A 24783-nucleotide genomic window follows, 5' to 3' on the forward strand; every position below is an offset into this window, starting at 1 on the left:
AATTGAATCGTTTTAACTAAAGATCTTTAATGATTATTTATTTTGACGGAGTGTTCAAAAGTTTTAATACGTCTTCAACCATTTCTGGTTTGGCGATGATCTGTTTGTCTTTATCAAGTACAAAGTAAGTAGGCGTTGCGTCAATACCGTAGTCATTACCAATTGGATTCTCCCATTTCCCTAAGCCAAGGATGTTGGTAAATTCAGGAAAGTCGAAAACTTTATTTTGCCAATCGTAAGGTTCGTCTTCAAGACCTATGGCGATCACCTTGAATTTCCCTTTTTCCAAAGTGGTTATTTTAGAATGTAATACAGGCATTTCGGCTAAACAATGAGAACACATGCTGCTCCAGAAAACAATAATATAATTTTCTGCCGTGTCTAACTTGTATAGAGAATTAGGAATTGTTTTACCATCAATGTCATCTTCCCAGTTAAAATCGGGTGCTTTTTCACCAATCGAAGTGTTTTTGAATATCGTAAGTTGTTCTGCAAGTTCTGTGTTGTTAAGAGATTTGCTCAAGGGAATTAAGTACTTTTTGGCAATATAGTTTGCGGTTTCAATTCTGTCGATATCGACGAATTTATTCCAGAGTTCCATTAAGAAAGCCTGCTGAAAGGGTTTTTCACCTTTCTGTAATTTTTTAAACACCTGGTCCATATTCTGTGCATAGGCGATGGGAACATCATCATCTTGACCTACATATACCGTGATATAGTTGAAAACAGTCTCCAATAAGAAATTAGACGATTGTAGGGTCGGATTTGTAAAATCTATATGATCAAAATAATGTTCTTTAGACTTTTCTATATAAGATTTAACAGTCACATTCTCATTAGGAATATATGGTCTGTTGGCAATAATAAAATTCAATACTAATTTATCTTTTGCTGCTGCTTCAAAGGCTCTTTGTTCTTTTTCTAATGTTTCAAAAGCTTCAGAAAGTTCTTTGCCTCCTTTAGAGAATTTATTCTTTATATCAATTTGTAATTTCTGCATTTCATATTGATATGCCGCCAGCAAACTATTCTCTTCCGAAGCTAAAAAACGGATGCCTTTTTCTTCATTGAATGTAAGCTCAATATCTTCTTTTCCGTCGTAAATAATGTCGAAATTATAGATGTCCTGAGGCAACGCATATACCAATCGATACATCCCCTTAGTAACTGTAGAATCAAGCATTAAGGTGAAATTTCCAATAGAATCGGTTTGTGTATCTGCGGCATACAAAGCGTTGGTCGGGGTGACTTTGTAAAGGATAGCCCATTTAAAGTCTTCTGCCGGTGAAAATGTGCCTTTAATAGTGTGCTGGGCAGAAGCTAAAAGGGGGAAAAGAAAGATGGTTAGGAGTGCTTTTTTATACATAATGAACAAATATAGTAAATGTAATGAGTGTATGCCTTAAACAAGAATTAGACCATAAACAATTCCAAAGATTTTAGCGCTTTATCGATCGAATTGATATGATCAAAAGTCATTAGCAATCTAAGTCCGGATCGTGTTTGTTTTTCTTTCATGGTCACTACTTTCGAATGACTTTGCACGTATTGAAGGACCTTTGTAAAAGAATGACTCTGATAAAAAGGACTTTGCTGATCGGCTACAAAATAACCCACCATTTTTCCTTTCTTCATCACAACACGTTCTAATCCCATTGCAATTGCGATCCACTTAATACGAACACTATTTAGCAGATCGTTGACAGGTGTTGGAATTTCTCCGAATCTATCTACCAATTCTTTTTCAAATTTCTCAAGGTCTGCTTCCTTTTTCAAATCACCCAATTTACTGTATAAATTAAGTCGTTCAGTGATGTTATTTACGTAATCATCCGGAAACAAAAGTTCAAAATCTGTGTCTATTACGGTTTCCTTTACGAACTCTTTTTTCTCATGTTCGGTCCCTTCGTATAGGTCTTTGAATTCTTTTTCTTTAAGTTCGTCTATGGCTTCCGCGAGAATCTTTTGATAGGTTTCGAAACCAATTTCGTTGATAAAACCACTCTGTTCTCCACCAAGTAAATCTCCTGCACCTCTTATTTCAAGGTCTTTCATGGCGATATTCAAACCACTTCCCAAGTCGCTAAATTGTTCAAGAGCAGTGATTCGCTTTCGCGCATCGTCGGTCATAGCAGATTCGGGCGGCGTAATAAAATAACAGAACGCTTTTTTATTACTACGCCCCACACGACCTCGCATTTGATGCAAATCTGAAAGCCCAAAATTATTGGCGTTGTTAATAAAAATCGTATTTGCATTGGGAACATCAAGACCGCTCTCGATAATGGTGGTTGAAACAAGCACATCGAATTCATTATTCATAAATGCGAGCATTAGATTCTCCAATTTTTTACCTTCCATTTGCCCGTGTCCAATTCCAATTTTGGCATCGGGGACAAGACGTTGAAGCATTCCTGCTACTTCTTTGATGTTTTCAATCCTGTTGTGAACAAAAAACACTTGTCCTCCACGAGATATTTCATAGCGCACAGCATCCCTTATGGTTTCTTCGGAAAAACGGATCACATTCGTTTCGATTGGATATCGGTTGGGCGGTGCAGTGGTAATGACCGACAAGTCCCGCGCAGCCATCAAACTAAACTGAAGCGTCCGCGGAATAGGAGTGGCAGTCAAAGTAAGGGTATCGACATTCTCCTTAATTGTTTTTAACTTGTCTTTTACCGCAACTCCAAATTTTTGTTCTTCGTCGATAATCAGTAAACCGAGATCCTTAAATTCTACCGATTTATTCACTAATTGATGAGTCCCAATTACGATATCCAACTTTCCTGATTTCAGATTTTCGATGACCGATCTTCTTTCCTTTGTAGTTCGGAAGCGATTGAGGTAATCTACATTCACCGGCATTTCAGATAGTCGTTCTGAAAAAGTTTTGAAATGCTGAAACGCAAGTATAGTTGTAGGCACGAGTATAGCAACCTGTTTTCCGTTATCGACAGCTTTAAAAGCAGCGCGAATAGCCACTTCGGTCTTTCCGAAACCAACGTCTCCACAAACCAGCCTGTCCATTGGAAGATCGCTTTCCATATCTCGTTTTACATCTTCGGTAGAAGTGATTTGATCGGGGGTATCTTCATAAATAAATGAGGACTCTAACTCCAATTGTAAATACGAATCGGGATCGAAAGCAAATCCTTTCTGAAGTCGTCGTTTTGCGTATAGCTCAATAAGATTAAACGCGATTAGCTTAACCCTGGCCTTTGTTTTTTGCTTTAAATTTTTCCAGGCAGCACTTCCTAATTTGTATATTTTAGGGGCTGTTCCGTCCTTGCCGTTGTATTTGGAAATCTTGTGAAGTGAATGAATACTGAGGTATAGAATATCACGTTCGCCATAAATAAGTTTGATGGCTTCTTGTTTTTTTCCTTCTACATCGATTTTTTGCAAACCTCCAAATTTTCCAATTCCATGGTCGATATGCGTAACATAATCTCCCACTTCCAGATTGGTTAGTTCTTTTAGAGTGATCGCCTGTTTTTTGGCGTAGCCATTTTTGAGTTGAAATTTATGGTAACGTTCAAAAATCTGATGGTCTGTATAGCAAACATTTTTACCATCATGGTCTATAAAGCCTTGATATAACGGAAAAACAACCGTTTCAAATTGGGTGACCATTTGTTCGGCATCTTCAAAAATGTCGTGAAATCGCTTGGCCTGCTGTTCGCTACTACAAAAGATGTAATTTTTATATCCATCGTCCGCATTCGTATTGAGATTGTCAATAAGAAGATTGAACTGCTTGTTAAACGACGGCTGCGGTTTTACATTAAAAGGTATATTGCTATTTGACGATGATAATATATTACTGTTGAGTCTAACAGAGGTGAATTCTGCTAATTGTTGTTTAAGTAAGGTTGAGGTACAAAACAATTCGACCGGAGGACTCATTTTAATTTCTCCTTGCTGGGCTTCAAAGGCAGTCGTGGCTTTTTGAAATAGTTTGTCGATACTGCTGCTGAACAATTCTTCATTTTTCAGAAATACAACCGTTTTTGAAGCAATATATTTTAGAAAGCTCTCCCGACTTTCCTGCATCATTTTATTTTCCACATTCGGGATGATGGAAATTTTCTTTAGTTGTTCCAGAGAGAGTTGCGTTTCTACATCGAAGGTTCGAATACTATCCACATCATCTCCAAAAAACTCGATCCGATAAGGTTCGTCATTACTAAAAGAAAACACATCTAAAATTCCTCCTCGGACAGAAAATTCGCCCGGTTCGGTGACAAAATCGGTGCGTTTAAAGCGATATTCGAACAAGACTTCGTTCACAAAATCGATAGAAAGATTGTCGTCTACAGCAATTTTTAGCGTATTCTTTTCAAGATCTTTTCGAGTAACCACCTTTTCGAAAAGCGCTTCGGGATAGGAAACGATAAGCGATGGTTTTTTACGGGAATTGATCCTATTAAGTACTTCAGAGCGCAACAAGATATTTGCGTTATCGGTTTCGTCAATTTGATAAGGACGGCGGTAGCTTCCGGGGTAGAACAATACATTTTGATCACCCAATAAATTCTCAAGGTCGTTGAGATGATAGGCAGCTTCTTCCTTATCGTTAAAAATTAGAAGAAATGGTTTTTCCGAAGTCTTAAAAACGGTGGCGATTACTATTGACAGTGATGAACCTGCTAAGCCCGAAACACTCAGTTTTTCTTGAGTTTCAGAAGCATTTTTAGGATCAGATTGGGCAATAGTTTCCCCTAGTTTCCTGGTTTTTGGAGACTGTGAAAAAAGCGAAGTAACAAGGGCTTTACTCATAAAAGAGGCAAAGATAGTACGTTGCTTTTAGTTTTACTCATTAGGAGCGCAATTTTATCATTTTGATAACACACATACCGTAAAGGATTGGTTAAATTTCTTGAATGGGAATCAAAGAATACGATGTTTTCGTGATCGGTACAGGTACAGCCGGAAAAACAGTTGCTATAGAATGTGCTGCCGAAGGGTTGAAAGTGGCAATAGCCGACAATCGGGAATATGGTGGAACGTGTCCTAATAGAGGGTGCGATCCTAAAAAAGTTCTAGTCGGAATTACAGAGGTGATTCAATTAGCCACAGATTTAAAAGGAAAAGGGATTACTACGGTTCCTGAATTAAATTGGCAAGAATTACAACAGTTTAAATCTACATTTACATCTGCAGTACCTGCTGCCACAGAAAAGAAATTAAAAAAGGCTGGAATAGATTTATATCATCAATCTCCGGAATTTTTAGACATGAACACCTTATCGGTTGAAGGTAAAACAGTGAAGGTTAAGAAAATCGTTATTGCCACCGGACAGAAATCAATGGAATTGAGGATTCCCGGTCGGGAGCATCTTTTACTAAGTGACGCCTTTCTTGACTTAGAATCCTTACCAGATAAAATGGTTTTTATTGGTGCGGGATATATTGGAATGGAATTCGCACATATTGCTGCCCGTTTTGGGGTAAAGGTCACAATCGTTGAGTTTGGGGCAAGTCCGCTTCAAAATTTTGAGAAAGACATAGTTGATCACTTAGTGTCAGCTTCAGAAGAATTAGGAATTCAATTTATTTTCAATGCTGAAGTAACCCAAGTTGAAAAGCTTAGGAAAAATTTCCGAATTACATTTCAGAAAAATGGCAAATCAGAAACCATCACCACACCTATGGTCTTTAACACTGCCGGCCGTGTCCCTTCTATTGATGAACTCGCACTTGAAAAAGGAAATGTAGCTTCAGAAAAAGGGGGTATATCGGTGAACGAGTATCTACAAAGTACAACCAATCCTTCTGTCTATGCCTGTGGTGATGTATCTGCCAGTGGATCCCTTCCTTTAACGCCTACATCTTCTCAGGAATCACGGATTGTGAGTTTGAATATTAGAAAAGGGAATCATACTAAAATGGATTTTCCTCCGGTGCCTTCGGTGGTATTTACCATCCCGCAATTAGCCAGTATTGGACTAACAGAGGCAGAAGCCAAAGAAAAAGGATATCAGTATCAAATAGAATATAAAAGTGTGCCCAAGTGGTTTAATGCCAAGCGCGTTAACTCTAGAACCTATGCTTATAAAACGATTGTGGATACAGATAGAAATCTGATTCTAGGCGCTCATATTATTGCCCCTCATGCAGGGGAGATGATCAATTTATTTGTTCTTGCTTTATGCGGAAAACTTAAACCTGAGGTATTGAAACAAATGATTTTTGCATATCCTACATGGGGGAAAGATATTAAAGGTATGGTTTAAGAATCGTTAATACTCAAGAAAACAATCGAGCAATTTTTCAATTTCATCTTTTGAATTATAGACATTTGGTGAAACGCGAATTGATTTTCCTCTAAAGGAAACAATGATTTTCTTTTCTGAAATTTTTTCCTTAATCTTTTCAAGCTTGTATTCTTCAGACGGAAAAATTCCGAATAAATGATGCGCACGATACTCAGGTTCTTCAATAAATATACCCAGATTTTGAATCCTTAGTATCGATTCTTCGGAAATTTCCCGGCAATAACTTTGAATTGCCTCTGGAGTCCAAAGAATTAACTGTCGGATTGCTTCGGAAAGCATTGGCACTAAATTAAAATTACTGGACTCACCTATATCGTAGCGCGCGGCTTTAGGCTTAAATAGCGGATTGTAATTTATAAGATTCGAGAAGTTTTCGGCACCTTCATGGTTCATCCAGTTATTGTCCAGTGGTACACCATGATCAAAACGTTCGCCAAAGTAGGCTACACCAAGGCTATAAGGTCCTAACAACCATTTGTAGCCACCACAAATAAGGGCATCAGGTTGAATTTCCTTTACTGAAAATGGAAGCGCCCCTACACTTTGAGTGCCGTCAATTATAAGATATGCATTCACCTCTTTAGATCGCTTCCGAATGGCTCTTAGATCGTACTTGGTACCATCGGCCCAATGAACATGTGGAATAGCAATACATTTGGTTTTTGAAGTAATCGCTTCCAAAATACGTTGGTTCCATAATTTACCACGGTCTTTTCCGATTTCCGGGGCATCGATAATCTTTAGTTTCACTCCTATCTCATCAACAAGCGCTGCCCAAGCGTAGTAATTACTTGGAAATTGTTCCTTTAAGAGAATAATTTCGTCATTTCTTCGGAAGGGAATATTTTTCAGAACGGTACCTATGCCAAATGAGACTGATGGTATGATGGCTATTCGTTGTGGATCATCACAGCCAATAAGTTGTGAAAATCTCTTCCGAAGTACTTCTTTATCACTAAAAAAATCATTTTCAGAGATTAAGTATGGCTGTGATTTTTTACGAAGCGCATCTAATCCAACTTGTTCAACCGATTTTAACTGAGGCGACATATAAGAGCCATTGAGATAAGTGATTTCTTCGGAAAGGCTAAAAAGATGTTTTTGATTCGGTATCATTAGCGTTTATAGTGTTGCATGATTTTAGTAAAGGGACTTGTTGAGCGATTTTTTATAGCATGTATTGCTGCACAACTAAGTAAAAAAGCTGCAGTAAAGATAGCAGTAAAAGTAACCGTTTGATTGCTGTCCCAGTTTGCTACGGCAATTGCTGTGAGTGCCCATGAACCAACTAAGGTAAATTCCCGCATATTGCGTTTCAGAATGACCAAGACATTAATAATTCCGGCAATTATTATCATTATTAGGGTCCAGGTAGTTTCAGAAATACCCCAACCATTCCAACCAATACTCGAAAGATAGGCCGAAACATTTGCAATGCTAGCGACGGTAACCCAACCACTATAGACAACAAAAGGCCACCAAAGAAAAAATATTACGGGGAGAGAGGCATCCCATAATTCCATTCGGTTTAGCAAAACAATTTTCAGTAAAGAAAATAAGAGTACAAAGATGGCTAGTATTGAAAACGCGAAATAGCCATATAACCAGAATAGTACCCAGACGCTATTTGCAATACACGAAAGGACAAACCACCAGCCGGTTGTTTCTATAAATGTATCATCTTTTACGGTCGTAAATAAACTCCGACTCTGATAAATGACGAAGCCAAAAAGAAGAAGATAGATCAACCCCCAAATTGAAAACGCATAAGTCGCGGGTGTAAATAACGTATGAACCGATTTTGAAACTTCTCCAATGGTCGTATTGTTTATAAGTCCGGTGTTTGAGAAATAATTGACAAGAATTACAATAACAAACAAGAGTATATTGGCAATTTGAAGTGTTTGTTTCATAGGTATTGATACAGCTTAGTTGCTTAAAATTACATAATTGGAAAGTAATTGCTTCGGAATTAAGGAAAGATTAAGGATATTGGTTGGAGTAAGGGATTTAAAATTTCTTAAAAGATTCCCTTGGGATACTCGGAATATTTGTAGCTTAGATTATATTTGCAGTATAAAATTTTACTATGGCATTTACAGACTTATTTGAGAGCGGAGAACACAGTAGAAATCTTGGACATTTCGCTTCTATTGCCAATCTTGCTTCGATCGACGGGGAAATTAACCCGGAAGAGGAAAAATTGTTAAGACGCTTTGCGAGAAAGCTTGATATCGATGAGATTGAGTACGAAGCTGTATTGAAAAATCCTTCGAAATATCCAATTAACCCACCAAACACTTCCGACAAACGTCTTGAGCGGATGCACGACCTCTTTGAAATGATATTTGTTGATCACACAATCGACGATCACGAACGATTTTTAATCGAGCGATATGCTATTGGTTTGGGTTATTCTGCAGATTTAGCGCAAAAACTAATTAAACGATCTATTAGTATCTATTCTGGAGGACTGGATCTTGAAGACTATAGATATCTTTTGAATAAAAAGTAAGCTTACTTTTTTAGTACGTTATCAATCTTTGCGAAAAGCTCTTTCTTGGTATAAGGTTTAGAAAGGAATTGAGATGCACCAGCTGCAATTACTGCATCTTGTTCATCTTTCATATTGCTGCCACTAACCACAAGGACTGGAAGTGTTTGTAGATTATTGTTGGAATTATTACGTAAGTGACGTAAAATTTCATAACCATTCATATCTGGAAGGTCCATTTTAAGAAGCACCAAATTATACTTTCTGTTTTCAATAAAATCAATTGCCTGTGCACCATCACGGGCAATTTCTATTAAATAGCCATCATCATTCGATAAAAAAGTTTTCATCATTAGCATTTGAGTGATCTCGTCGTTTTCGACTATTAAGATGCGCTTGCTAATTACAATCCCTGTACCTTTTGGAACAGATTTTTTCTTAGTTTCTTTCTTTTGTCTTTCTTCAAAGGGTATGGTAACTGCATAAGTGGTTCCTTCGCCAACAATACTTTCAACTTTTATTTGCCCCTGCATTAACCCTACCAAATCCTTTACTATTTTAAGTCCTAATCCTTCACCAATTGGTTTTATTTGGTCGAACTCTAATTGGTGATAAGAATCAAAAATAAAAGGAAGCTCCTTTTTTGGTATTCCTACTCCCGTATCTGAAATAACAATCGTAAAAAATGTTCTATTTAACTTATCGTCTTTTTTCTTAACCGAAAGATGAATGGAAATCCCTCCTTTTTTGGTATTTCTATATGCGTTTTCAATAAGATTGAATACTATTTGATTAAGTCTTGTAGGGTCTCCTAGTAATCGGATAGGTAAGTCATCGTCCATTTCAAGCTCTAACTGAACTTCTTTCTTGTCGTATTTTAACTTAAAATGCTTTACCAGACTGTTGAACACCTGAGAAAGACTAAAAGGAATATGTTTAACAACGGTGATTCCTTTTTCAATTTTTGAAATATCTAATAAATCATCAAGTAACACTTTTAAATGTGTACCTGTTTTATTCATGATATTTAGTGTCTCCTTTTGCTCATAAGACAGTTTGGTGTTATCGAGTATTTCCATGAATCCCAGCATATTATTCAAGGGGTTACGGATTTCATGATTAAGATGAGCTAGAAATTGATTTTTAAGGTCTTCTTTAGCAATAAGAATATCTCGTTCGAAGGATAGCTTGTGCTTTAGGATAGAGGCTTCGTTTTTTTCCTGTACCAGAGGTTGTGATTCTTGATAATGCGTTGTAAAATCGAAGATGAGAATTATAATCTTGCCATTTTCCGGGATAATATCTATATCAGCAATGATTATTTTTTCAGAGAATTGTAAATTGACACAGGGGAAATTAATTTTTTCTGAAAGCTTTTCAAAAAGAGGCAATATACCCTCAAAAAAGGGATGAACATCCTTGATGTTTTGAGATTTATGAAGCTTAAAAAGTGAATCTTCACTTTCAATTATGCTTCCTTTTAAATCTACTTCAACGATCTGTATTTTACGGTTGTAAATTTCATCTTTATATTTTCCTAACTCCATTATTACAGCATCTGTTTTGTGATCTTTTGAAACACATTTTCAACATTGTTTCCTTCCTTAGCACTCGTAAAATCGCAATCTTTATATTGTTCTTGTTCAAAGAATTCTTTGGCGTTTTCTGTGAGTAGTAAATCCGATTTGTTTCCTATTTTACACACCGGAATGGAAGGGAAATTATTTGCAAGAAAATCCATTTCATCTTCTAAGTTTTCAAAAGTTTCCGGTCGGGTGACATCAAAGACATAAAGAAAACCATGTGTTCCGGTTAAATATGATTTTCGAGCTTTTGAAATGGAAGAATTTCCTTCAATATCCCATATGATAAGCGTTACTTTCGCATCGTCGATCGTTACCACTTTTTTCTTCACTTGAACTCCAAGAGTTACAAGATAGTCCTCGCTAAACATACTGTCTACAAATCGCCGAACTAAACTCGTCTTTCCTACTCCAAAGTGACCTAATATTACAATCTTTTTTGATTGAGAACTATTCATTTTTTAAATTGGATTATATATAAATGGAAAATCGACACTAATATAGCCACAAATAATATTACTTAAGTGTTTTCTCTGATTTGATTCTCAGAAACCCAAAAATACGGTTATAAAACATTAGTTGCACCTATTTTTTTGAGATGCGCATTTAGCTGCTGTTGATTTTTCTGAGATTCGATGTTGTGGAGTTTCTCATATCGCTCTGAGTAGTTAAAAAGTATAAAGGCTAAAAAGCCATTTTCCCGCTTCACTGTTACATCACAATAGCACTTTTTATTATTGATATAGAAATTTACACAAGGGTAAACAAAAAAAGTTTTGTTGGAAGTAAGAAATTGCTCTTTTAAACTTTCAAAAAACGGATCTACTTCAAATAAATTAGAAAAAGATTCTAAATTATAAATGGTATTATTGCCTCCAATAATGGTTCCGTCAGGTTTAATGATGATCTCCTGAAGGACATCTAAAAATGGTTTTTCTATAGTAGACATAACGAGGGGGCGTTTTCGTTTATCTAAACAAGCAAATCTGCTTGAAAGATATTTCTTACAAATATATAATTTATTTTTTAAATGTTGAACTATAGAGATAAATTAGGGCGCTTATTCTAAATTGATTAGAAATCTTGATCTTCAATAAAAACGAATTTGGCTAATCGAGATCTATTTCTACTCCCTTTTTTATTTGTAACGCTTTTGAGTGTAGGATGGCAATTTTCGCTTCAATTTTATGAAAGATGGTGAGTTGATTGTTGTTTAAAGTTGTGTGTTTTAAGTCGTTTAAATCACTGATAATGATTTCCAATTCGCCTACTATTTTAGAATCAATACGCTCACGAATAAATTCCAAATACGCTCTTTTTTCTTCAGAATACTTGGTGTTGAGTTCATGTGCTTGTTCATTGAGCATTGCAGTTTTCTTTACCTGCGCTGCTTCGTGTAAATTTTGATAATGGTTGGAATAATCGAATAGTAGGATTGCTAAAAACCCCAATTCTTTTTTAATTGTAATATCACAAATCAGTTCCTGTTTTTCCATTTCTAATTGAACACAGGGAAATGCCAAACTAGTTTCATTGCATTCTAAAAGGGTTCTTTGCAAGCTTTCAAAAAAAGGATGAATCGTAAAGATATTCTCACCAAGCCTTAAATCAAAAATGGTATCGCTACTTTGTGTTATTTTACCATCCAAATTAGTATGAATCTCCTGAACCTTGTTAGAGAAAAAAGTGTTTCCTTGTTTATTCATTTGAACCAATTTTAAAAGCAATATGTCTAAAAATTTCCTCGACACCTTCTCCTGTTTTAGCACTGCAAAAACCATGAACTTTAAGATTCTTATTTGCTAGATATTCTTCTATACTACTTGAATCCTTTAGGTCATTTTTATTTCCAATGATTTTTAAACATACATTGGGGTAATTTTTTTCAATATAATCTATTTCTTCTCTCAGATTAAAATAGGTTACAGGCCTTGTAAGGTCAAATACATAAATAAAACCATCGGAGCCAATTAAGTAAGAAGTTCTGGTATTAGAAACTGAAGAAAAACCTTCCAGGTCCCAAATAATCATAGATAGTTTTTTACCGGAAGGAAGCGTGATTTCTTTTTTCTTTATCTGAACACCGAGCGTAGTTTTATAATCTACTTCGAACACGTTCGTCATAAATCGCCTGAGAAGAGACGTTTTACCAACGCCGAACTGCCCCAATAACACTATTTTTTTTGTACCCTCCATTTTTTAAAGAATTCAATTAAAACGCCATCAATTGCTTCTTTTGTTAAAGTAGAAATTCTAGGGGAGAGGCTTTTAGATAATTTAAGTAATCGATTTTCAAGTTTGTTTTCAAAACTTTTGGTGTATGTACCTGAAATAACAACTGCAATATAATAGGTGTGAAAATTTTGAATATGAATCGAATATAGCTCGTAATTAATCGCTTCTAGATCTTGTCCGCCACCTTCAAAAGCATCTTCAACAAAACTTTTAATTGCCGTAAGCATTCCGGAAATCATATCTTTATCGACCGTTGCCGTATGGCTAAGGTTACCTAACAAGATACCAGATCCTTTTTGTATAACAAACACTTCATTGACGTTAGGAGCATCAAGCTCACTAAGCATTAAATCGCTTTCTTTTACACCTGTGAATAGTGCGCGAAATTTTCGCTTAACGGCAACGACAGAAAAGGTGTCGTTAACCTTTCTATTCATGTTTTCAGACAGTAATTCTATTTCACTTTGAATATAGCGCTTAATCATTTTACCCATTATAGGGTATAATGCTTCGACTACCTGATCTTTGGATTCGGCGATCTGTTTTTTAAGTGTATCGGTTATAACAGGGCCTAAAGAAAGTGGAATTTCTTCCACAAAAAGTTTAAGCCTTTCTTCAATAATTGGATCCACTTTTTCCGAAAGTTTTTCCCTTCGTTCTATAGTATCTGTTATAGTCTCAATACGTCGATTTATGGCTTGAGCGACCTCTCTGTCGTCAATCAACAGAATGTCTCTTAGAAGCTGTAATTTGTCTTCTTTAACCATAAATTAATTGAAATGTACTATGAGATAATTTTTTCGCCTAGGTTGATAAGTAGCTTGCCAAGTTCTCTACGATCCATTTTCTTTTCTGAAAGAGAATCGGTTTTAGCAGCCAACGAATTTTCTAGGTCAGTAATGCGAATATTCACATCTGTACTAAGAGAATCAATAGATTGCATAAGTTCGTTTCGAACCTCATCTATGTAATTTTCAAGGGTTTCTTTTTTATTCTGAAGGTCCTTTTTGAGCGTGTCAAATTCAGTGTCATATTGAACCATATTTTCACCAAAAATAAGATTCTTGATCGCTTCAATTTTTGAAGCAGAATCTACAGATTCAACCTCTTTTGGTGGTGTAGTTTTTTTGCTCATTGTTACATGTTTGTTAACATAAAATTAAAAAAAAAATAGACAAATTAACTGTTTTCTAGGTTATTCTGCATTTTTCATAAACTCTTCTGCTTTTTCGACCATCAATTTACTTCCGCAGAAAAAAGGAACTCTTTGATGTAATTGTGTTGGCTTAATATCTAATATTCGCATAAATCCATTGCTGGCCTTAGCTCCCGCTTGCTCTGCAATATAAGCTATCGGATTGCATTCGTACAACAACCGTAGTTTCCCTTCAGGATCTTTGGATGTATTCGGATAAATATAAATTCCGCCTTTAATCATATTTCTATGGAAATCTGATACTAAAGATCCAATATACCGTGATGTATAAGGGCGATCACCTTCTTCCTGCTGACAGTATTTTATATAGTTTTTTACTCCCTGAGGGAAATGAATATAGTTCCCTTCATTTACAGAATAGATATTTCCGGTTTCAGGAAACCTCATATTTGGATGTGATAAATAATAGGTTCCAATGGCGGGATTAAGAGTAAATCCATTAACTCCATGCCCAGTGCTGTAAACGATCATTGTGGAAGTTCCATAAACAATATATCCTGCCGCGACCTGTAGATTTCCCGGCTGTAAAAAATCTTCCATGGTAACCGGAGTACCAGACGCAGTAACCCTTCTATAAATTGAAAATATTGTCCCTACAGAAACATTTACATCTATATTTGAAGATCCGTCTAATGGATCAATTAGGACTATGTATTTATTGTCGTTTTTTTCATTGCGCCCTTTAATTGTAATAAAATCATCTTCTTCTTCACTTGCAATCCCACAAACGATTTCACGATTGGTTAAGGTTTTAATAAAAACCTCATTAGCATACACATCCAGTTTTTGTTGGTCTTCTCCTTGAATGTTGGTTTCACCTGCGGTACCTAAGATGTCCACAAGTCCTGCTTTATTTACCTCATGGTTTACTACTTTGGCTGCTAGACGAATAGAGTTGATCAATCTGGAGAGTTCTCCAGAAGAATATTGAAATTCACTTTGATTTTCAATGATAAACTCTCCGAGTGTCTGATTTTTTTTAGGCATTTTGCTGTGTTGTAGTGAATTTCGAACAAATATCGGGATTTTTCAGAAATTGAACCGATATTTGTTTAGCAAAACACCATTTATGAATATTGAGATTCGAAAAGCCACTAAAGAGGATATGACAAAGGTGTTGGAGCTTATTACTGAACTGGCAATTTTTGAAAAAGAACCCAATGCTGTAGAAGTGACAGTTTCTGACCTCCAAAAAAGTGGATTTGGCGAGGATCCCATGTTCAAATGCTGGGTCGCAGAGGTAAATCGCGAAGTGGTGGGAATGGCCTTGGTATATTTTCGCTTTTCTACATGGAAAGGGAAAACTGTACATTTAGAAGACCTGGTCGTAAAAGAAAGCATGCGTGGAAAAGGAGTTGGAGAAGCTTTATACACTGAGGTAATGAAGTATGGACATTCCAAAGGCGTAAAAAGAATACAATGGGAAGTACTTGGTTGGAATGAAGGCGCCATTAAATTTTACGAACGAAGTGGAGCCCATGTTTTAAGAGATTGGCATGTGGTACATATGAGCGAAGAAGGAATTGAAAATTATATCAAAAAATAGGTTTCAGGCGAGTTTAGCTTTAATACCATAAAACAGAACTTTACTAGGTGATTAAAATATTCAAATTTGGGGGAGCATCGGTTAAGGATGCTAAGGGGGTGATAAATCTGGCCTCAGTTATAGAAACAACAGCAGAGAAAAACCTAATCGTCATTGTTTCTGCGATGGGAAAAATGACCAACAGCCTCGAAAATGTAGTTTCTAACTATTTTTCTAATGCTTCGGAAGTAGATGCTGCTGTAAGTGAAGTGTACAATTATCATCATAAAATTCTTTCAGAATTATTTCCAAATAGTTCTCATCCCGTTTATAAGGATATCCAGCAAATATTTAAGAAACTTACTTACTTTCTGAAAAATACGCGATCCAAAAACCACTCATTCGTCTATGACCAAATTGTTTCAGTTGGAGAATTAGCATCTACCACAATTGTTTCCGCATACCTTTCCGAAGTACATATAAAAAACACTTTTCTCGATGTTAGAAGCTGCATTAAAACGGATGCCAATCATCGTGATGCCAATGTCGATTGGGAGGTAACTCAGCAACAAATTAAAGCTCATGTGAACCCTAAAGGAATTACTGTAACTCAAGGATTTTTGGGAGCCGAAGACACCAATAATTTCACCACTACTCTTGGTCGTGAAGGGAGTGATTATACGGCAGCTATCTTCGGATATTGCCTAAATGCAGAAAATGTAACTATCTGGAAAGATGTTCCAGGAGTTCTAAATGCCGACCCGAGGTTCTTTTCTAAAACCCAGTTGCTACATCATATTTCTTACAGGGAAGCAATCGAACTTGCGTTTTACGGAGCATCGGTGATACACCCAAAGACATTACAACCCTTACAACGAAAGGAGATTCCTTTGTTTGTAAAATCATTTTTGAATCCGCTGGATCCAGGAACTTGCGTGGGTAAAGGAGTTACTTTAGATCCGAAAGTTTCTTGTTTCATACTTAAAAAGAATCAAGTACTGATTTCACTGCAGTCGCTGGATTTTTCTTTTATGATGGAAAACAATATAAGTGAGGTTTTTAATCTATTGCACCTTTATAAAATGAGGGTTGAGCTAATTCAAAACTCGGCCATTAGTTTTTCAGTATGTGTAGACAATAAATTTAACAATCTGGAACCTTTACTTTCAGAGCTTCGGAAGAAGTTTAAAGTGAAGTGGAATGAAGGGGTTACTCTTTACACGATACGCCATTCAAAACCTTCAGAAATAAAGGCGTTAACTGACAACAAGCTAGTTATGGTGAAGCAGGAAAGTAGAGATACTGTGCAACTGGTTATAAAGGAATAGTTAGATTGGTTTCGCTATATTTGTGACTCGTATCAACCTTAAAAAATAGATGGGATTAGTTACTGCAAAAGAAATTGCGAAGGCAATTAATGTCGATAAGTTCGGATTTGCGGGCACTACTATGGGCTGGGTATTGATGAAGATGCTCAATATTACCACCATGAACAAAATCTATGATCGCAATAAGCATTTAAACGATCTTGAGTTTATAAATGCACTTCTCGATGAATTCGAAATTAAGTTTGAAATTCCCGAAGAGGATCTTAAACGAATTCCTAAAACCGGATCTTTTGTTACAATTTCTAATCATCCATTAGGAGGGATTGACGGCATCCTACTACTAAAACTGCTTCTCGAACAGCGTACAGATTTTAAAATCATAGCAAATTTTTTATTGCATCGCATTGAGCCACTGAAGCCTTATGTAATGCCGGTAAACCCATTTGAAGAGCATAAAGATGCAAAATCCAGTTTACATGGTATAAAAGCTGCATTGACTCACATAAAGGAAGGGCACCCCTTAGGAATTTTTCCGGCTGGAGAGGTTTCTACATATAGAGATGGAAGATTACTGATAGACAAACCATGGGAGGAAAGTGCCATGAAGATTGTAAAAAAAGCCAATGTCCCGGTGTTGCCTATTTACTTTCACGCCAAAAACAGTAAAATGTTCTATCGATTGGCTAAGTTGAGTGATAAATTTAGAACGGCAAAATTACCGTCAGAATTATTGACGCAAAAAGATAGGGTAATCAAGGTGCGTATTGGGAACCCTATTTCTACAACAGATCAGGATGAACATCAATCTCTTGAAGAGTTTACAGAATTTCTTCGGAAGAAAACTTATGTTTTGGCAAATCCTTTTCAGAAGAAAAAATTATTGGATACCATCCCTAAGAACTTAAAACTTCCAAAGGCTCCAAAAAAAATAGCAGGTGCAGTTCCATTGGCCTCAATGGAAAAAGAAATAGAAATACTTCGCGAAAATGACAAGCGCCTCTTAGTAAGTAAAAATTATGAAGTGTTCTTGGCGCAGGCGGCTCATATTCCAAATATTTTGCAGGAAATTGGACGTTTACGGGAAATAACATTTAGAGAAGTTGGTGAAGGTACAAATAACGCGACCGATCTTGATAAGTTTGATTCTTACTACCACCATATGTTTTTATGGGATACTGAAGCTAAGAAAATGGCAGGTGCTTATCGAATGGGATTAGGGTCTAAAATATTTCCACAATTTGGAATAGACGGGTTTTATTTGCAGGATTTGTTTCGATTTGAACCGGAATTATATCCTATGATGAGTAAATCCATAGAAATGGGACGCGCTTTTATTATAAAGGAATATCAACTCCGCCCCATGCCATTGTTCCTACTTTGGAAAGGAATCGTGCATACTACCTTGCGTTTTCCGGAACATAAATTTCTTATTGGTGGTGTGAGTATAAGTAATAAGTTTTCTGAATTTTCGAAATCATTGATGATTGAGTTTATGAAGTCGAATTACTACGATCCCTATGTTGCTCAGTATATTAATCCTAAGAAAGAGTTCAAAGTAAAGCTGAAGGATGCCGATAAAGACTTTATCTTCGACGAAAGTGAAGCTGATCTTAACAAATTCGATAAAATTATTGATGAGGTAGAACCAGGAAGTTTACGACTGCCGGTGCTGATAAAAAAATACATCAAACAAAATGCGAAGGTGGTTGCGTTTAATGTAGATCCTTTGTTTAACAATGCAGTTGATGGCTTAATGTACATACGTATTGCAGATCTGCCCGAAAGCACCGTAAAGCCGGTGATGGAGGAGTTTCAAGAGGAACTGGAACGCAAATATGCCAACGGACAAAAAGAAGAAGAGTAAATATCCCCACATTTTTAATATTAAATTTCCTTGAAAATGATAGCTAAAACTATTGACGAGGTCATTGTACAATTAAATGAGATAATTGCTGCCGAAACACTAAATGGATCAGCAATGGCCTTCTTCCCTGTATTGTACAAAAAAGTGACCGTACGCATTAAAACCGGAATTGAATCCAATGAATTTGAAAATAACGCTCGAATGGAAAAGCTCGATGTGCTTTTTGCCAATCGATATATAGATGCATATCGACAGTCAACGAACCAAAAACCATGTTCCCTGAGTTGGACGAACGCATTTGGAGCCACAAAAGAGAAAAATCTGTTGATTATGCAACATTTGCTTTTGGGAATCAATGCGCATATAAATTTGGATCTAGGGATAGCTGTAGCTAAAACAGTTGAGGACGATGGAAATCTTATGGATTTTGAGAATGATTTTAATAAAATTAATGAGATTTTAGCGAGCATGGTTAATGATGTTCAGGATCGGATTGGGAAAGTATCTCCAATGTTTTATTTACTGGAAAAAGTTGGAAAGGGAAGGGAAGATAAAATTGCGTCATTTAGCATCAACATCGCACGCGACGGAGCCTGGTTGTTTGCAAACCAATATCACATAGCCAACGACAAAGAGTTCGAAATTGAATGTAGGGATAAAATTATTGGCGCTTTGGCTATAAAATTAACCACATCTAAAAGTTGGTTGCTGCGTTCAACTGTGAAGACTATTCGCTTTTTCGAAACTAAAAATGTTCAAAAAGTAATTGAAATCTTGAACGCTGCTTAGACTTATTTCAATGGCCGTTTTTTAATCATTCCGCCTTTGGCGTCCTTAATACTGTGCATTACAATAAATGCGTTCTTATCTATTTTATCCACTTCCGTTTGAAGTCTGGCAAGTTCGAGTCTTGTAATCAAGGTATAAATAATATCCGTATCCTTTAAACGGTCTCCTCTTTTACCAAAACCTCTTTTACCATTGTATATGGTACAGCCTCTCCCCATTTTTTCTATCACTGCCATACGAATGTCCTCACTAAAATCTGAGATAATAGTAACTCCAATATACTCTTCTATTCCCGATACCACAAAATCTACAGTTTTAGATGCAGAAAGATATGTAAGCATGGCATATAATGCGATTTCAACTGAAAAAATATAGGCAGCGACCCCAAAAATCAAGATATTAAAAACTAAAATAACATCTCCAATGGTTAGAGATGTTTTTTTACTGATAAATATTGCCAGAACTTCCGTTCCATCGATCACAGCGCCACCACGAATTGCGAGTCCGATTCCAGCTCCTAAAAAGAATCCTCCAAAAACAGCTATCAATAACTTATCATCTGTGATGATAGGGGCTTCAAAAAAGTGAACTGCAATTGCTAATCCTAATATGGCCAAAAGACTCCGAATCGCAAATTGACGCCCAATTGTTTTGAAACCAAGTATAATAAAAGGAACGTTTACGATGACTAAAAAAATCGCTAATGAGTAGCCTGTTACATCTGTAAGTATAAGAGAAATCCCTGTAACACCGCCATCTATAAAGGCGTTGGGTAAAAGAAAACCCTTTAATCCAAAACTGGCTGATGCTATTCCCAAAATGATTAAGAAGCTTTCTTTGAGTAAATGTCTAAACTCAACTAGTGTTTCCTTAAAAGTCTTGTCGTATTGATTATTAGGGTGCTGGCGATTTCCTTTTTTCAGCTTATTTTTCGTCGCCTGTGTTACAATATATTGGTAGATAAAATTCATCTTATTTTTTTACGAAGCTAGTAAAAAACAGTATGAATTTATGTGCAATCTTATATTATTACATCATGTTTTCAATGGCCGGTACAATAAAATCATTCATCATTTCATCCGAAAAACTATGTGCATTTCTATTGTTGAAATTTGTTGTGGTAATTACTACTGAAACATTGAGTTCGGGAATGGCTATCATTTTATTTCCGCCATTTCCAGCCATATAATATGCATCGTATTTTTTGTCTTTGCCAAAAGAATTAAGCCATATAAAGTAACCGTAATCAACATTCTCTCGCGCCGATACTTTTGGGGTTGTAGCTTTTTCAATCCAGGTTTCTGAAATAATTTGCTGTCCGTTCCATTTTCCTTTCTGAAGACATAGTTGTATCATTTTTAGAAAATCCCGACTTTTATATTCGCTACCTCCAGCCGTATTAAGAATCTTGGAAGGTGTATAATCAAGCTTATAGTCTGTAATCTCCAAGGGTGTTAAAAAATGCTTTTTGTAAAATTCATCGAGAGGAATTCCAACGGCAGTTTGCACAATTTCTGCTACAGCGGCTGCCTGAGCAGAAGAGTAGTGAAAAAATCGCCCAAAAGGCTGTTCAGACGGTGGCGGATTAAAAGGGTAGGATCGAATAGGCAAATCGAGCAAGAATTGCGTCCAATCTTCTATAAAATACATCCGCTCTTCATGACCGCGCGAAAAGTAGCTACTATCATCAGTCTCTAACATACAACTCATTGTGAGCAGGTCTTCAATAGTGATTTGCAGTTTCCGTGGATCTGGATTTTGAACCGGCAATTTATGCTTCAGATAATCAAAGATTTTATCCTTTTCCGAAGCTATAAAACCCTTGTCTATCGCAATTCCAGTGAGGAAGGTAGCAACAGTTTTGGTGCTGGAACGGGTGTTATGTTTACTGTCTTTGTTAGCATCATTGTAATATTTTTCAAATAGCACTTTTCCATTCTGCGAAATTAAAACGCTTGTAATTTGCTCGTAATCACCATTGGAAATCTTTTGATTCATTTGTGACAAGAGTTCTGTCGTTTTTTTGTTGGCTTCGGAAAAATCCAATTGGGCAAGTAGTGATTGACTTCCAATTAATAATGCGAATATTAATCTAAATAGCTTCATAATGATTGATGTTTATTTCTGAAGTGTAAATATAAACCACACTTTTTTCAGAAAATAGAATGAAATTAACATACGGTCAATTGCAACCGAAAATCTTTAGGGGTTTTCTGAAAATACAACTTAAAGGTACGTGTAAAATGACTCTGATCTGAAAATCCACAGAGATATGCAATTTCGGTGAGCGAATAGTTGGGGTTCATTAAATATCCAAGGGCTTGTTTAATCTTTTGTTGCCTAATATAATCACCGAGTGTAGTAGATAGATATTTGGGAATGGCTCTTGACAAATGAACCGGATGAACTTTCAAAGTGTCGGAAAGTCTTTGTAGGCTTAGATTCTCGCTATTTTCATGAATAAGGTCTTTTAAAGGAGCAATCCAGGATGGTTCTTTTGTTTGCTTCGGAATTTGATCAATATTGGTGCTCTCACATAACTGAAGCAACAACAAATCGATTGAAACTTTAGAGTAATTATCCCTGCAATTGAATTCGAAGTAAATCTTTGCTAATATATGGTGCAGACGAGGATCTTCAATTAAATTGCTTCCCTCCCAAAGGTCAACGTCAATTTTCTTCTCCTGAAACCATTTTCGCTCAAACTCGATATGAAAACCTCTGGCAGCCTTAGATTCCTTAGAGTTGAAATGTGGTTCCTGCCAATTGTGAAAAAGGAAACTCCCCGGCGGACAAGTGGTTTTTTGTTTTTTATTGACATCCAACATATCGCCTTGCAGAACATACATAAAATAAGGGTTTTCGTGAAAATGCCAATCAGTTTTGGGATGGAGATACTGGTATTCGGACAAGATGACGCCACTGCTGTCTACTTCCGAACGCATTTCACCGTAATAAGTACCTTTGGTTAGAATTTTCATTTAAATCCTTTCCTTAAAGATACATTTTATATTGAATTGTTACAGATAGTTACTTTTCAAGCTTCCAAAGATTGACTTTCTGCTCGAAGTTTAAATAGCCAGGAACGGTGATATGTTCTTTAACAAATGTAAATCCGAGTTTCTCTAATGTTCTGTTAGGTGCTGGATTGAGAGCATAAGGCTCGCAGTATAAAGTTTGTAACTGTAAATTTTTGAAAAAAACAGGAATAGATTGTTCTACTAGAGTTTTACCCAATCCTTTTTGTCGATTTTCAGACTCCCAAAGATGCAAATGCATATACGCTTCTTTCCCAAATTGGATTTGATTTACGTTGCAATGACCTACAGCGAAATCGTTCAAAAACCAAATTAAGGCGTAAGATTGTTTTTTATCTAAAGGAAGTTCGATTTGTTCGGTCAAGGATTTATAAAGGCTTTCTTCGGAAGGTAATTTTGTAAGGTCGGCACCCATCGCCAACATATGTGCATCGCTGGAATTTACCCAATAGTGTATTAAAGACGATACATCATTTTTGGTTATTTCACGTACTGAAAGCATAAATAAACTTAATTTCTTAGATTAAATTTACGATTTATTAGCGGTATTCAGGGTTTTCATAATTCCATCGAGTACCGTTATCCCATTCGGCTCTTGAATTCCCATAAGCAGGATATCCACCCTGCTCTTTCAGCATTTTTGCAAGATGTAGTAAGTTGTAGGTCATAAAAGTAGTATTTCGATTGGTGAAGTCGTTATGTTTCGCGTCACTTTCAGGATCCATATAACTTGGTCCCGGCCCTGCTTCTCCTATCCATCCACAATCGGCTTGCGGCGGAATACTGTATCCTACATGTTGCAGCGCATAAAGCATCCCCATTGCGCAGTGTTTAATGCCGTCTTCATTACCGGTAATAATACATCCTCCCACTTTACCATAGAAATAATATTGGCCTTTGTTATTTTGTAAACTGCTCATCGCATACAAACGTTCTATAAGTTTGGTCGCAACCGATGATTTTTCACCCAACCAAATTGGAGTTCCAATAATAAGTATATCGGCCGCATCCACTTTTTTCCAAATCTCAGGCCATTCGTCAATTTTTGCACCGTGTTCTTTCATATCCGGATAAACACCATAGGCAATTTGATGATCGACCAGGCGTATATTTTCGAAAGTAACACCTTCAGCTTTTAAAATATTCTGAGACACATCCATCAAGCCTCGGGTATGACTTTGCTGCGGAGAATGTTTTAAGGTACAATTGATGTAAAGAACGTTGAGATTAGTAAAATCTGGCTTTTTAGCAGTCATAATGTGAGTTTTACGTTAGATTAATTGAGTCGTTTTAAAACAACTATCCTTTCTGCTCGATTATATTCTGCTTCAGAATGTTGGTTTTAAGCTTTAAAAGTTTAATTATAAATCGAACACATCACCAAACTTAGCAACGTTAAAACCATTTTTAATCACAATTTTAAACGCATCACTATTGGTGTTCAAGACAGGATTGGTATGATTGAAATGGATAAATTGTATTTTTTGTTTTTCTTCGGAAGGGAGGTCTTTAAGAAGCTCCATACTTTCAATGATAAAGGGATGCGGTATTCCTGAAATATCCCGGCTGTTGATTTCATCTCCATGGTAAAAGGTAGCATCGATAAATGCGTAATCTACGGTTGAAATAACTTCTTTGATGGAGGAAGACCATTTTTCCCATTTATCGATATCGGGTATAAAAAGTGCCAATTTATTGGGTCCGGCAATAATAAAACCAACAGTTTCTGAAAATTCATCCCGATGTGGAACCTTGAATGGTGTAACAGACAATGAGGATGATAGCGTTATAGGCCATCCTTCTTTTAATTGTGAAATTGCAATATTACTATTTTTAACTAATTGACTCCATGGACCATTGGTTTCAAGATATTCTTTCATCCTTGGCATAGCAAAAACGGGTGCCGAATCGGCATTTGTCGCCTCTTTCCCTAAATACATAAGGCCACTGTAATGACCGATGTGTGCATGAGTTAAAAAGATTCCGTCGGGTAATTCTTTGTTGGAGGCGGTGATATGCTTCAGATGTTTTAGTTGTGTGCTAATGTCGGGAGTTGCTTCAAAGAGATAATTCTTGTTGTTTTTTGAATCAATTAAACCTAGTGATACCACCTTCCGAAGCGGATCGGGGTTTTCAAAAAATGAAGCACAACAGTCTTTATTACAGCCAATATGAGGTGAACCTGCATCCTGAAGAGTACCAAGTACAACCAGCGATGCTTCAGAAGTGGTACGTATAACTTCAAATGTTGTTTGTGATTGCTCGTTTTTTTCCGAAGCCTTTTCCGAACAACTTAAAAAAAGGAGAACAAAGGAGAAAATTAACAAACAACTTTTTATCACAGCAAAGATTTTCCTCTAAGATACCAAAAATGAAATATTTTTAATAATCAAATTTGATACAATTTGAGGAGTATTAAATAGGCTTCCT

24 protein-coding genes are annotated in these 24783 nt (G+C 36.3%); 6 read left to right on the forward strand and 18 right to left on the reverse strand.

Going from position 1 to position 24783, the window contains the following annotated elements; genetic code table 11:
* Positions 1-37 precede the first annotated feature (37 nt).
* A complete protein-coding gene (locus BXY75_RS02860; protein ID WP_121906187.1) occupies positions 38-1366 on the reverse strand; it encodes a TlpA family protein disulfide reductase in 1329 nt (442 codons plus the stop codon).
* A gap of 47 nt (positions 1367-1413) precedes the next feature.
* A complete protein-coding gene (mfd, locus tag BXY75_RS02865; protein ID WP_121906188.1) occupies positions 1414-4782 on the reverse strand; it encodes a transcription-repair coupling factor in 3369 nt (1122 codons plus the stop codon).
* A 104-nt stretch (positions 4783-4886) separates the two neighbouring features.
* Here mfd and BXY75_RS02870 point away from each other — a divergent pair, with 104 nt between their 5' ends.
* Positions 4887-6239 (forward strand): dihydrolipoyl dehydrogenase family protein, encoded by a 1353-nt coding sequence (locus BXY75_RS02870; RefSeq protein WP_121906189.1) that lies wholly within the window; start codon positions 4887-4889, stop codon positions 6237-6239.
* Positions 6240-6245: 6 nt separating this feature from the next.
* On the opposite strand, the gene BXY75_RS02875 is transcribed toward BXY75_RS02870, so the two are convergent.
* Both BXY75_RS02875 and BXY75_RS02880 read right to left on the reverse strand, forming a co-directional pair.
* On the reverse strand, positions 6246-7397 hold the full coding sequence (locus BXY75_RS02875) for an aminotransferase class V-fold PLP-dependent enzyme (protein WP_121906190.1): 1152 nt from the start codon (positions 7395-7397) through the stop codon (positions 6246-6248).
* Entirely contained in the window at positions 7397-8194 is a 798-nt protein-coding gene (locus BXY75_RS02880; RefSeq protein WP_121906191.1) for a tryptophan-rich sensory protein, read from the reverse strand. The genes BXY75_RS02875 and BXY75_RS02880 overlap by 1 nt, the downstream gene beginning before the upstream one ends.
* Positions 8195-8370: 176 nt before the next feature.
* Between BXY75_RS02880 and BXY75_RS02885 the strand changes: the two genes are divergently transcribed.
* A complete protein-coding gene (locus BXY75_RS02885) occupies positions 8371-8796 on the forward strand; it encodes a tellurite resistance TerB family protein (protein ID WP_121906192.1) in 426 nt (141 codons plus the stop codon).
* 2 nt (positions 8797-8798) lie between these two features.
* Here the strand turns inward: BXY75_RS02885 and BXY75_RS02890 are convergent, their stop codons facing one another.
* From BXY75_RS02890 to fbp, 8 genes are all read right to left on the reverse strand, one after another.
* Positions 8799-10322, reverse strand: a complete 1524-nt coding sequence (locus BXY75_RS02890) for an ATP-binding response regulator (protein ID WP_121906193.1) — start codon at positions 10320-10322, stop codon at positions 8799-8801.
* Positions 10323-10324: 2 nt separating this feature from the next.
* A complete protein-coding gene (locus BXY75_RS02895; RefSeq protein ID WP_121906194.1) occupies positions 10325-10816 on the reverse strand; it encodes a Rab family GTPase in 492 nt (163 codons plus the stop codon).
* 107 nt (positions 10817-10923) lie between these two features.
* On the reverse strand, positions 10924-11307 hold the full coding sequence (locus BXY75_RS02900) for a hypothetical protein (RefSeq protein ID WP_121906195.1): 384 nt from the start codon (positions 11305-11307) through the stop codon (positions 10924-10926).
* Positions 11308-11467: 160 nt separating this feature from the next.
* The gene (locus BXY75_RS02905) at positions 11468-12064 is read right to left on the reverse strand and encodes a hypothetical protein (protein WP_121906196.1); all 597 of its coding nucleotides are present in this window, start codon (positions 12062-12064) and stop codon (positions 11468-11470) included.
* On the reverse strand, positions 12057-12554 hold the full coding sequence (locus BXY75_RS02910; RefSeq protein ID WP_121906197.1) for a Rab family GTPase: 498 nt from the start codon (positions 12552-12554) through the stop codon (positions 12057-12059). The genes BXY75_RS02905 and BXY75_RS02910 overlap by 8 nt, the downstream gene beginning before the upstream one ends.
* Complete coding sequence (locus BXY75_RS02915; RefSeq protein ID WP_121906198.1) at positions 12533-13360, reverse strand: cell envelope biogenesis protein OmpA; 828 nt, start codon at positions 13358-13360, stop codon at positions 12533-12535. Before BXY75_RS02915 ends, BXY75_RS02910 begins: the two co-directional genes overlap by 22 nt.
* 17 nt (positions 13361-13377) lie before the next feature.
* On the reverse strand, positions 13378-13728 hold the full coding sequence (locus tag BXY75_RS02920; RefSeq protein ID WP_121906199.1) for a fructose 1,6-bisphosphatase: 351 nt from the start codon (positions 13726-13728) through the stop codon (positions 13378-13380).
* Between the two features lie 60 nt (positions 13729-13788).
* The gene (gene fbp, locus BXY75_RS02925) at positions 13789-14796 is read right to left on the reverse strand and encodes a class 1 fructose-bisphosphatase (RefSeq protein WP_121906200.1); all 1008 of its coding nucleotides are present in this window, start codon (positions 14794-14796) and stop codon (positions 13789-13791) included.
* Between the two features lie 82 nt (positions 14797-14878).
* Here fbp and BXY75_RS02930 point away from each other — a divergent pair, with 82 nt between their 5' ends.
* From BXY75_RS02930 to BXY75_RS02945, 4 genes are read left to right on the forward strand one after another with little or no spacing between them, the layout of a single operon-like run.
* A complete protein-coding gene (locus tag BXY75_RS02930) occupies positions 14879-15355 on the forward strand; it encodes a GNAT family N-acetyltransferase (RefSeq protein ID WP_121906201.1) in 477 nt (158 codons plus the stop codon).
* A gap of 50 nt (positions 15356-15405) precedes the next feature.
* Positions 15406-16662 carry an aspartate kinase gene (locus BXY75_RS02935; RefSeq protein WP_121906589.1) on the forward strand — a complete coding sequence of 419 codons (1257 nt, stop codon included), beginning with the start codon at positions 15406-15408 and terminating at the stop codon, positions 16660-16662.
* A gap of 49 nt (positions 16663-16711) precedes the next feature.
* On the forward strand, positions 16712-18526 hold the full coding sequence (locus tag BXY75_RS02940; RefSeq protein ID WP_121906202.1) for a GNAT family N-acyltransferase: 1815 nt from the start codon (positions 16712-16714) through the stop codon (positions 18524-18526).
* A 36-nt stretch (positions 18527-18562) separates the two neighbouring features.
* Positions 18563-19315, forward strand: a complete 753-nt coding sequence (locus BXY75_RS02945; protein ID WP_121906203.1) for a DUF5995 family protein — start codon at positions 18563-18565, stop codon at positions 19313-19315.
* 2 nt (positions 19316-19317) lie between these two features.
* Here BXY75_RS02945 and BXY75_RS02950 read toward each other — a convergent pair whose 3' ends face one another.
* From BXY75_RS02950 to BXY75_RS02975, 6 genes are all read right to left on the reverse strand, one after another.
* Positions 19318-20286, reverse strand: coding sequence for a YitT family protein (locus BXY75_RS02950; protein ID WP_121906204.1), 969 nt, complete (start codon positions 20284-20286; stop codon positions 19318-19320).
* 58 nt (positions 20287-20344) lie between these two features.
* The gene (locus BXY75_RS02955; RefSeq protein ID WP_121906205.1) at positions 20345-21421 is read right to left on the reverse strand and encodes a serine hydrolase domain-containing protein; all 1077 of its coding nucleotides are present in this window, start codon (positions 21419-21421) and stop codon (positions 20345-20347) included.
* 65 nt (positions 21422-21486) lie between these two features.
* Entirely contained in the window at positions 21487-22296 is an 810-nt protein-coding gene (locus BXY75_RS02960; RefSeq protein WP_121906206.1) for a helix-turn-helix transcriptional regulator, read from the reverse strand.
* A 49-nt stretch (positions 22297-22345) separates the two neighbouring features.
* The gene (locus BXY75_RS02965) at positions 22346-22855 is read right to left on the reverse strand and encodes a GNAT family N-acetyltransferase (protein WP_121906207.1); all 510 of its coding nucleotides are present in this window, start codon (positions 22853-22855) and stop codon (positions 22346-22348) included.
* 37 nt (positions 22856-22892) lie between these two features.
* The gene (locus BXY75_RS02970; protein WP_121906208.1) at positions 22893-23609 is read right to left on the reverse strand and encodes a flavodoxin family protein; all 717 of its coding nucleotides are present in this window, start codon (positions 23607-23609) and stop codon (positions 22893-22895) included.
* A gap of 105 nt (positions 23610-23714) precedes the next feature.
* A complete protein-coding gene (locus BXY75_RS02975) occupies positions 23715-24695 on the reverse strand; it encodes an MBL fold metallo-hydrolase (RefSeq protein ID WP_317125234.1) in 981 nt (326 codons plus the stop codon).
* Positions 24696-24783 lie beyond the last annotated feature (88 nt).

Source organism: Ulvibacter antarcticus (assembly GCF_003688405.1).
In the GTDB taxonomy this organism is placed as follows: domain Bacteria; phylum Bacteroidota; class Bacteroidia; order Flavobacteriales; family Flavobacteriaceae; genus Ulvibacter; species Ulvibacter antarcticus.

Bases quoted from the DNA above. Each gene is read 5' to 3' on its own strand.
- BXY75_RS02960 (WP_121906206.1), bottom strand. From the start codon at position 22,296: ATGAAAATTCTAACCAAAGGTACTTATTACGGTGAAATGCGTTCGGAA.
- BXY75_RS02930 (WP_121906201.1), top strand. From the start codon at position 14,879: ATGAATATTGAGATTCGAAAAGCCACTAAAGAGGATATGACAAAGGTG.
- BXY75_RS02955 (WP_121906205.1), bottom strand. From the start codon at position 21,421: ATGAAGCTATTTAGATTAATATTCGCATTATTAATTGGAAGTCAATCA.
- BXY75_RS02970 (WP_121906208.1), bottom strand. From the start codon at position 23,609: ATGACTGCTAAAAAGCCAGATTTTACTAATCTCAACGTTCTTTACATC.
- BXY75_RS02900 (WP_121906195.1), bottom strand. From the start codon at position 11,307: ATGTCTACTATAGAAAAACCATTTTTAGATGTCCTTCAGGAGATCATC.
- BXY75_RS02860 (WP_121906187.1), bottom strand. From the start codon at position 1,366: ATGTATAAAAAAGCACTCCTAACCATCTTTCTTTTCCCCCTTTTAGCT.
- BXY75_RS02940 (WP_121906202.1), top strand. From the start codon at position 16,712: ATGGGATTAGTTACTGCAAAAGAAATTGCGAAGGCAATTAATGTCGAT.
- BXY75_RS02945 (WP_121906203.1), top strand. From the start codon at position 18,563: ATGATAGCTAAAACTATTGACGAGGTCATTGTACAATTAAATGAGATA.
- BXY75_RS02885 (WP_121906192.1), top strand. From the start codon at position 8,371: ATGGCATTTACAGACTTATTTGAGAGCGGAGAACACAGTAGAAATCTT.
- BXY75_RS02890 (WP_121906193.1), bottom strand. From the start codon at position 10,322: ATGGAGTTAGGAAAATATAAAGATGAAATTTACAACCGTAAAATACAG.
- BXY75_RS02895 (WP_121906194.1), bottom strand. From the start codon at position 10,816: ATGAATAGTTCTCAATCAAAAAAGATTGTAATATTAGGTCACTTTGGA.
- BXY75_RS02915 (WP_121906198.1), bottom strand. From the start codon at position 13,360: ATGGTTAAAGAAGACAAATTACAGCTTCTAAGAGACATTCTGTTGATT.
- BXY75_RS02950 (WP_121906204.1), bottom strand. From the start codon at position 20,286: ATGAATTTTATCTACCAATATATTGTAACACAGGCGACGAAAAATAAG.
- BXY75_RS02880 (WP_121906191.1), bottom strand. From the start codon at position 8,194: ATGAAACAAACACTTCAAATTGCCAATATACTCTTGTTTGTTATTGTA.
- BXY75_RS02965 (WP_121906207.1), bottom strand. From the start codon at position 22,855: ATGCTTTCAGTACGTGAAATAACCAAAAATGATGTATCGTCTTTAATA.
- fbp (WP_121906200.1), bottom strand. From the start codon at position 14,796: ATGCCTAAAAAAAATCAGACACTCGGAGAGTTTATCATTGAAAATCAA.
- BXY75_RS02910 (WP_121906197.1), bottom strand. From the start codon at position 12,554: ATGGAGGGTACAAAAAAAATAGTGTTATTGGGGCAGTTCGGCGTTGGT.
- BXY75_RS02870 (WP_121906189.1), top strand. From the start codon at position 4,887: ATGGGAATCAAAGAATACGATGTTTTCGTGATCGGTACAGGTACAGCC.
- BXY75_RS02920 (WP_121906199.1), bottom strand. From the start codon at position 13,728: ATGAGCAAAAAAACTACACCACCAAAAGAGGTTGAATCTGTAGATTCT.
- mfd (WP_121906188.1), bottom strand. From the start codon at position 4,782: ATGAGTAAAGCCCTTGTTACTTCGCTTTTTTCACAGTCTCCAAAAACC.
- BXY75_RS02905 (WP_121906196.1), bottom strand. From the start codon at position 12,064: ATGAATAAACAAGGAAACACTTTTTTCTCTAACAAGGTTCAGGAGATT.
- BXY75_RS02875 (WP_121906190.1), bottom strand. From the start codon at position 7,397: ATGATACCGAATCAAAAACATCTTTTTAGCCTTTCCGAAGAAATCACT.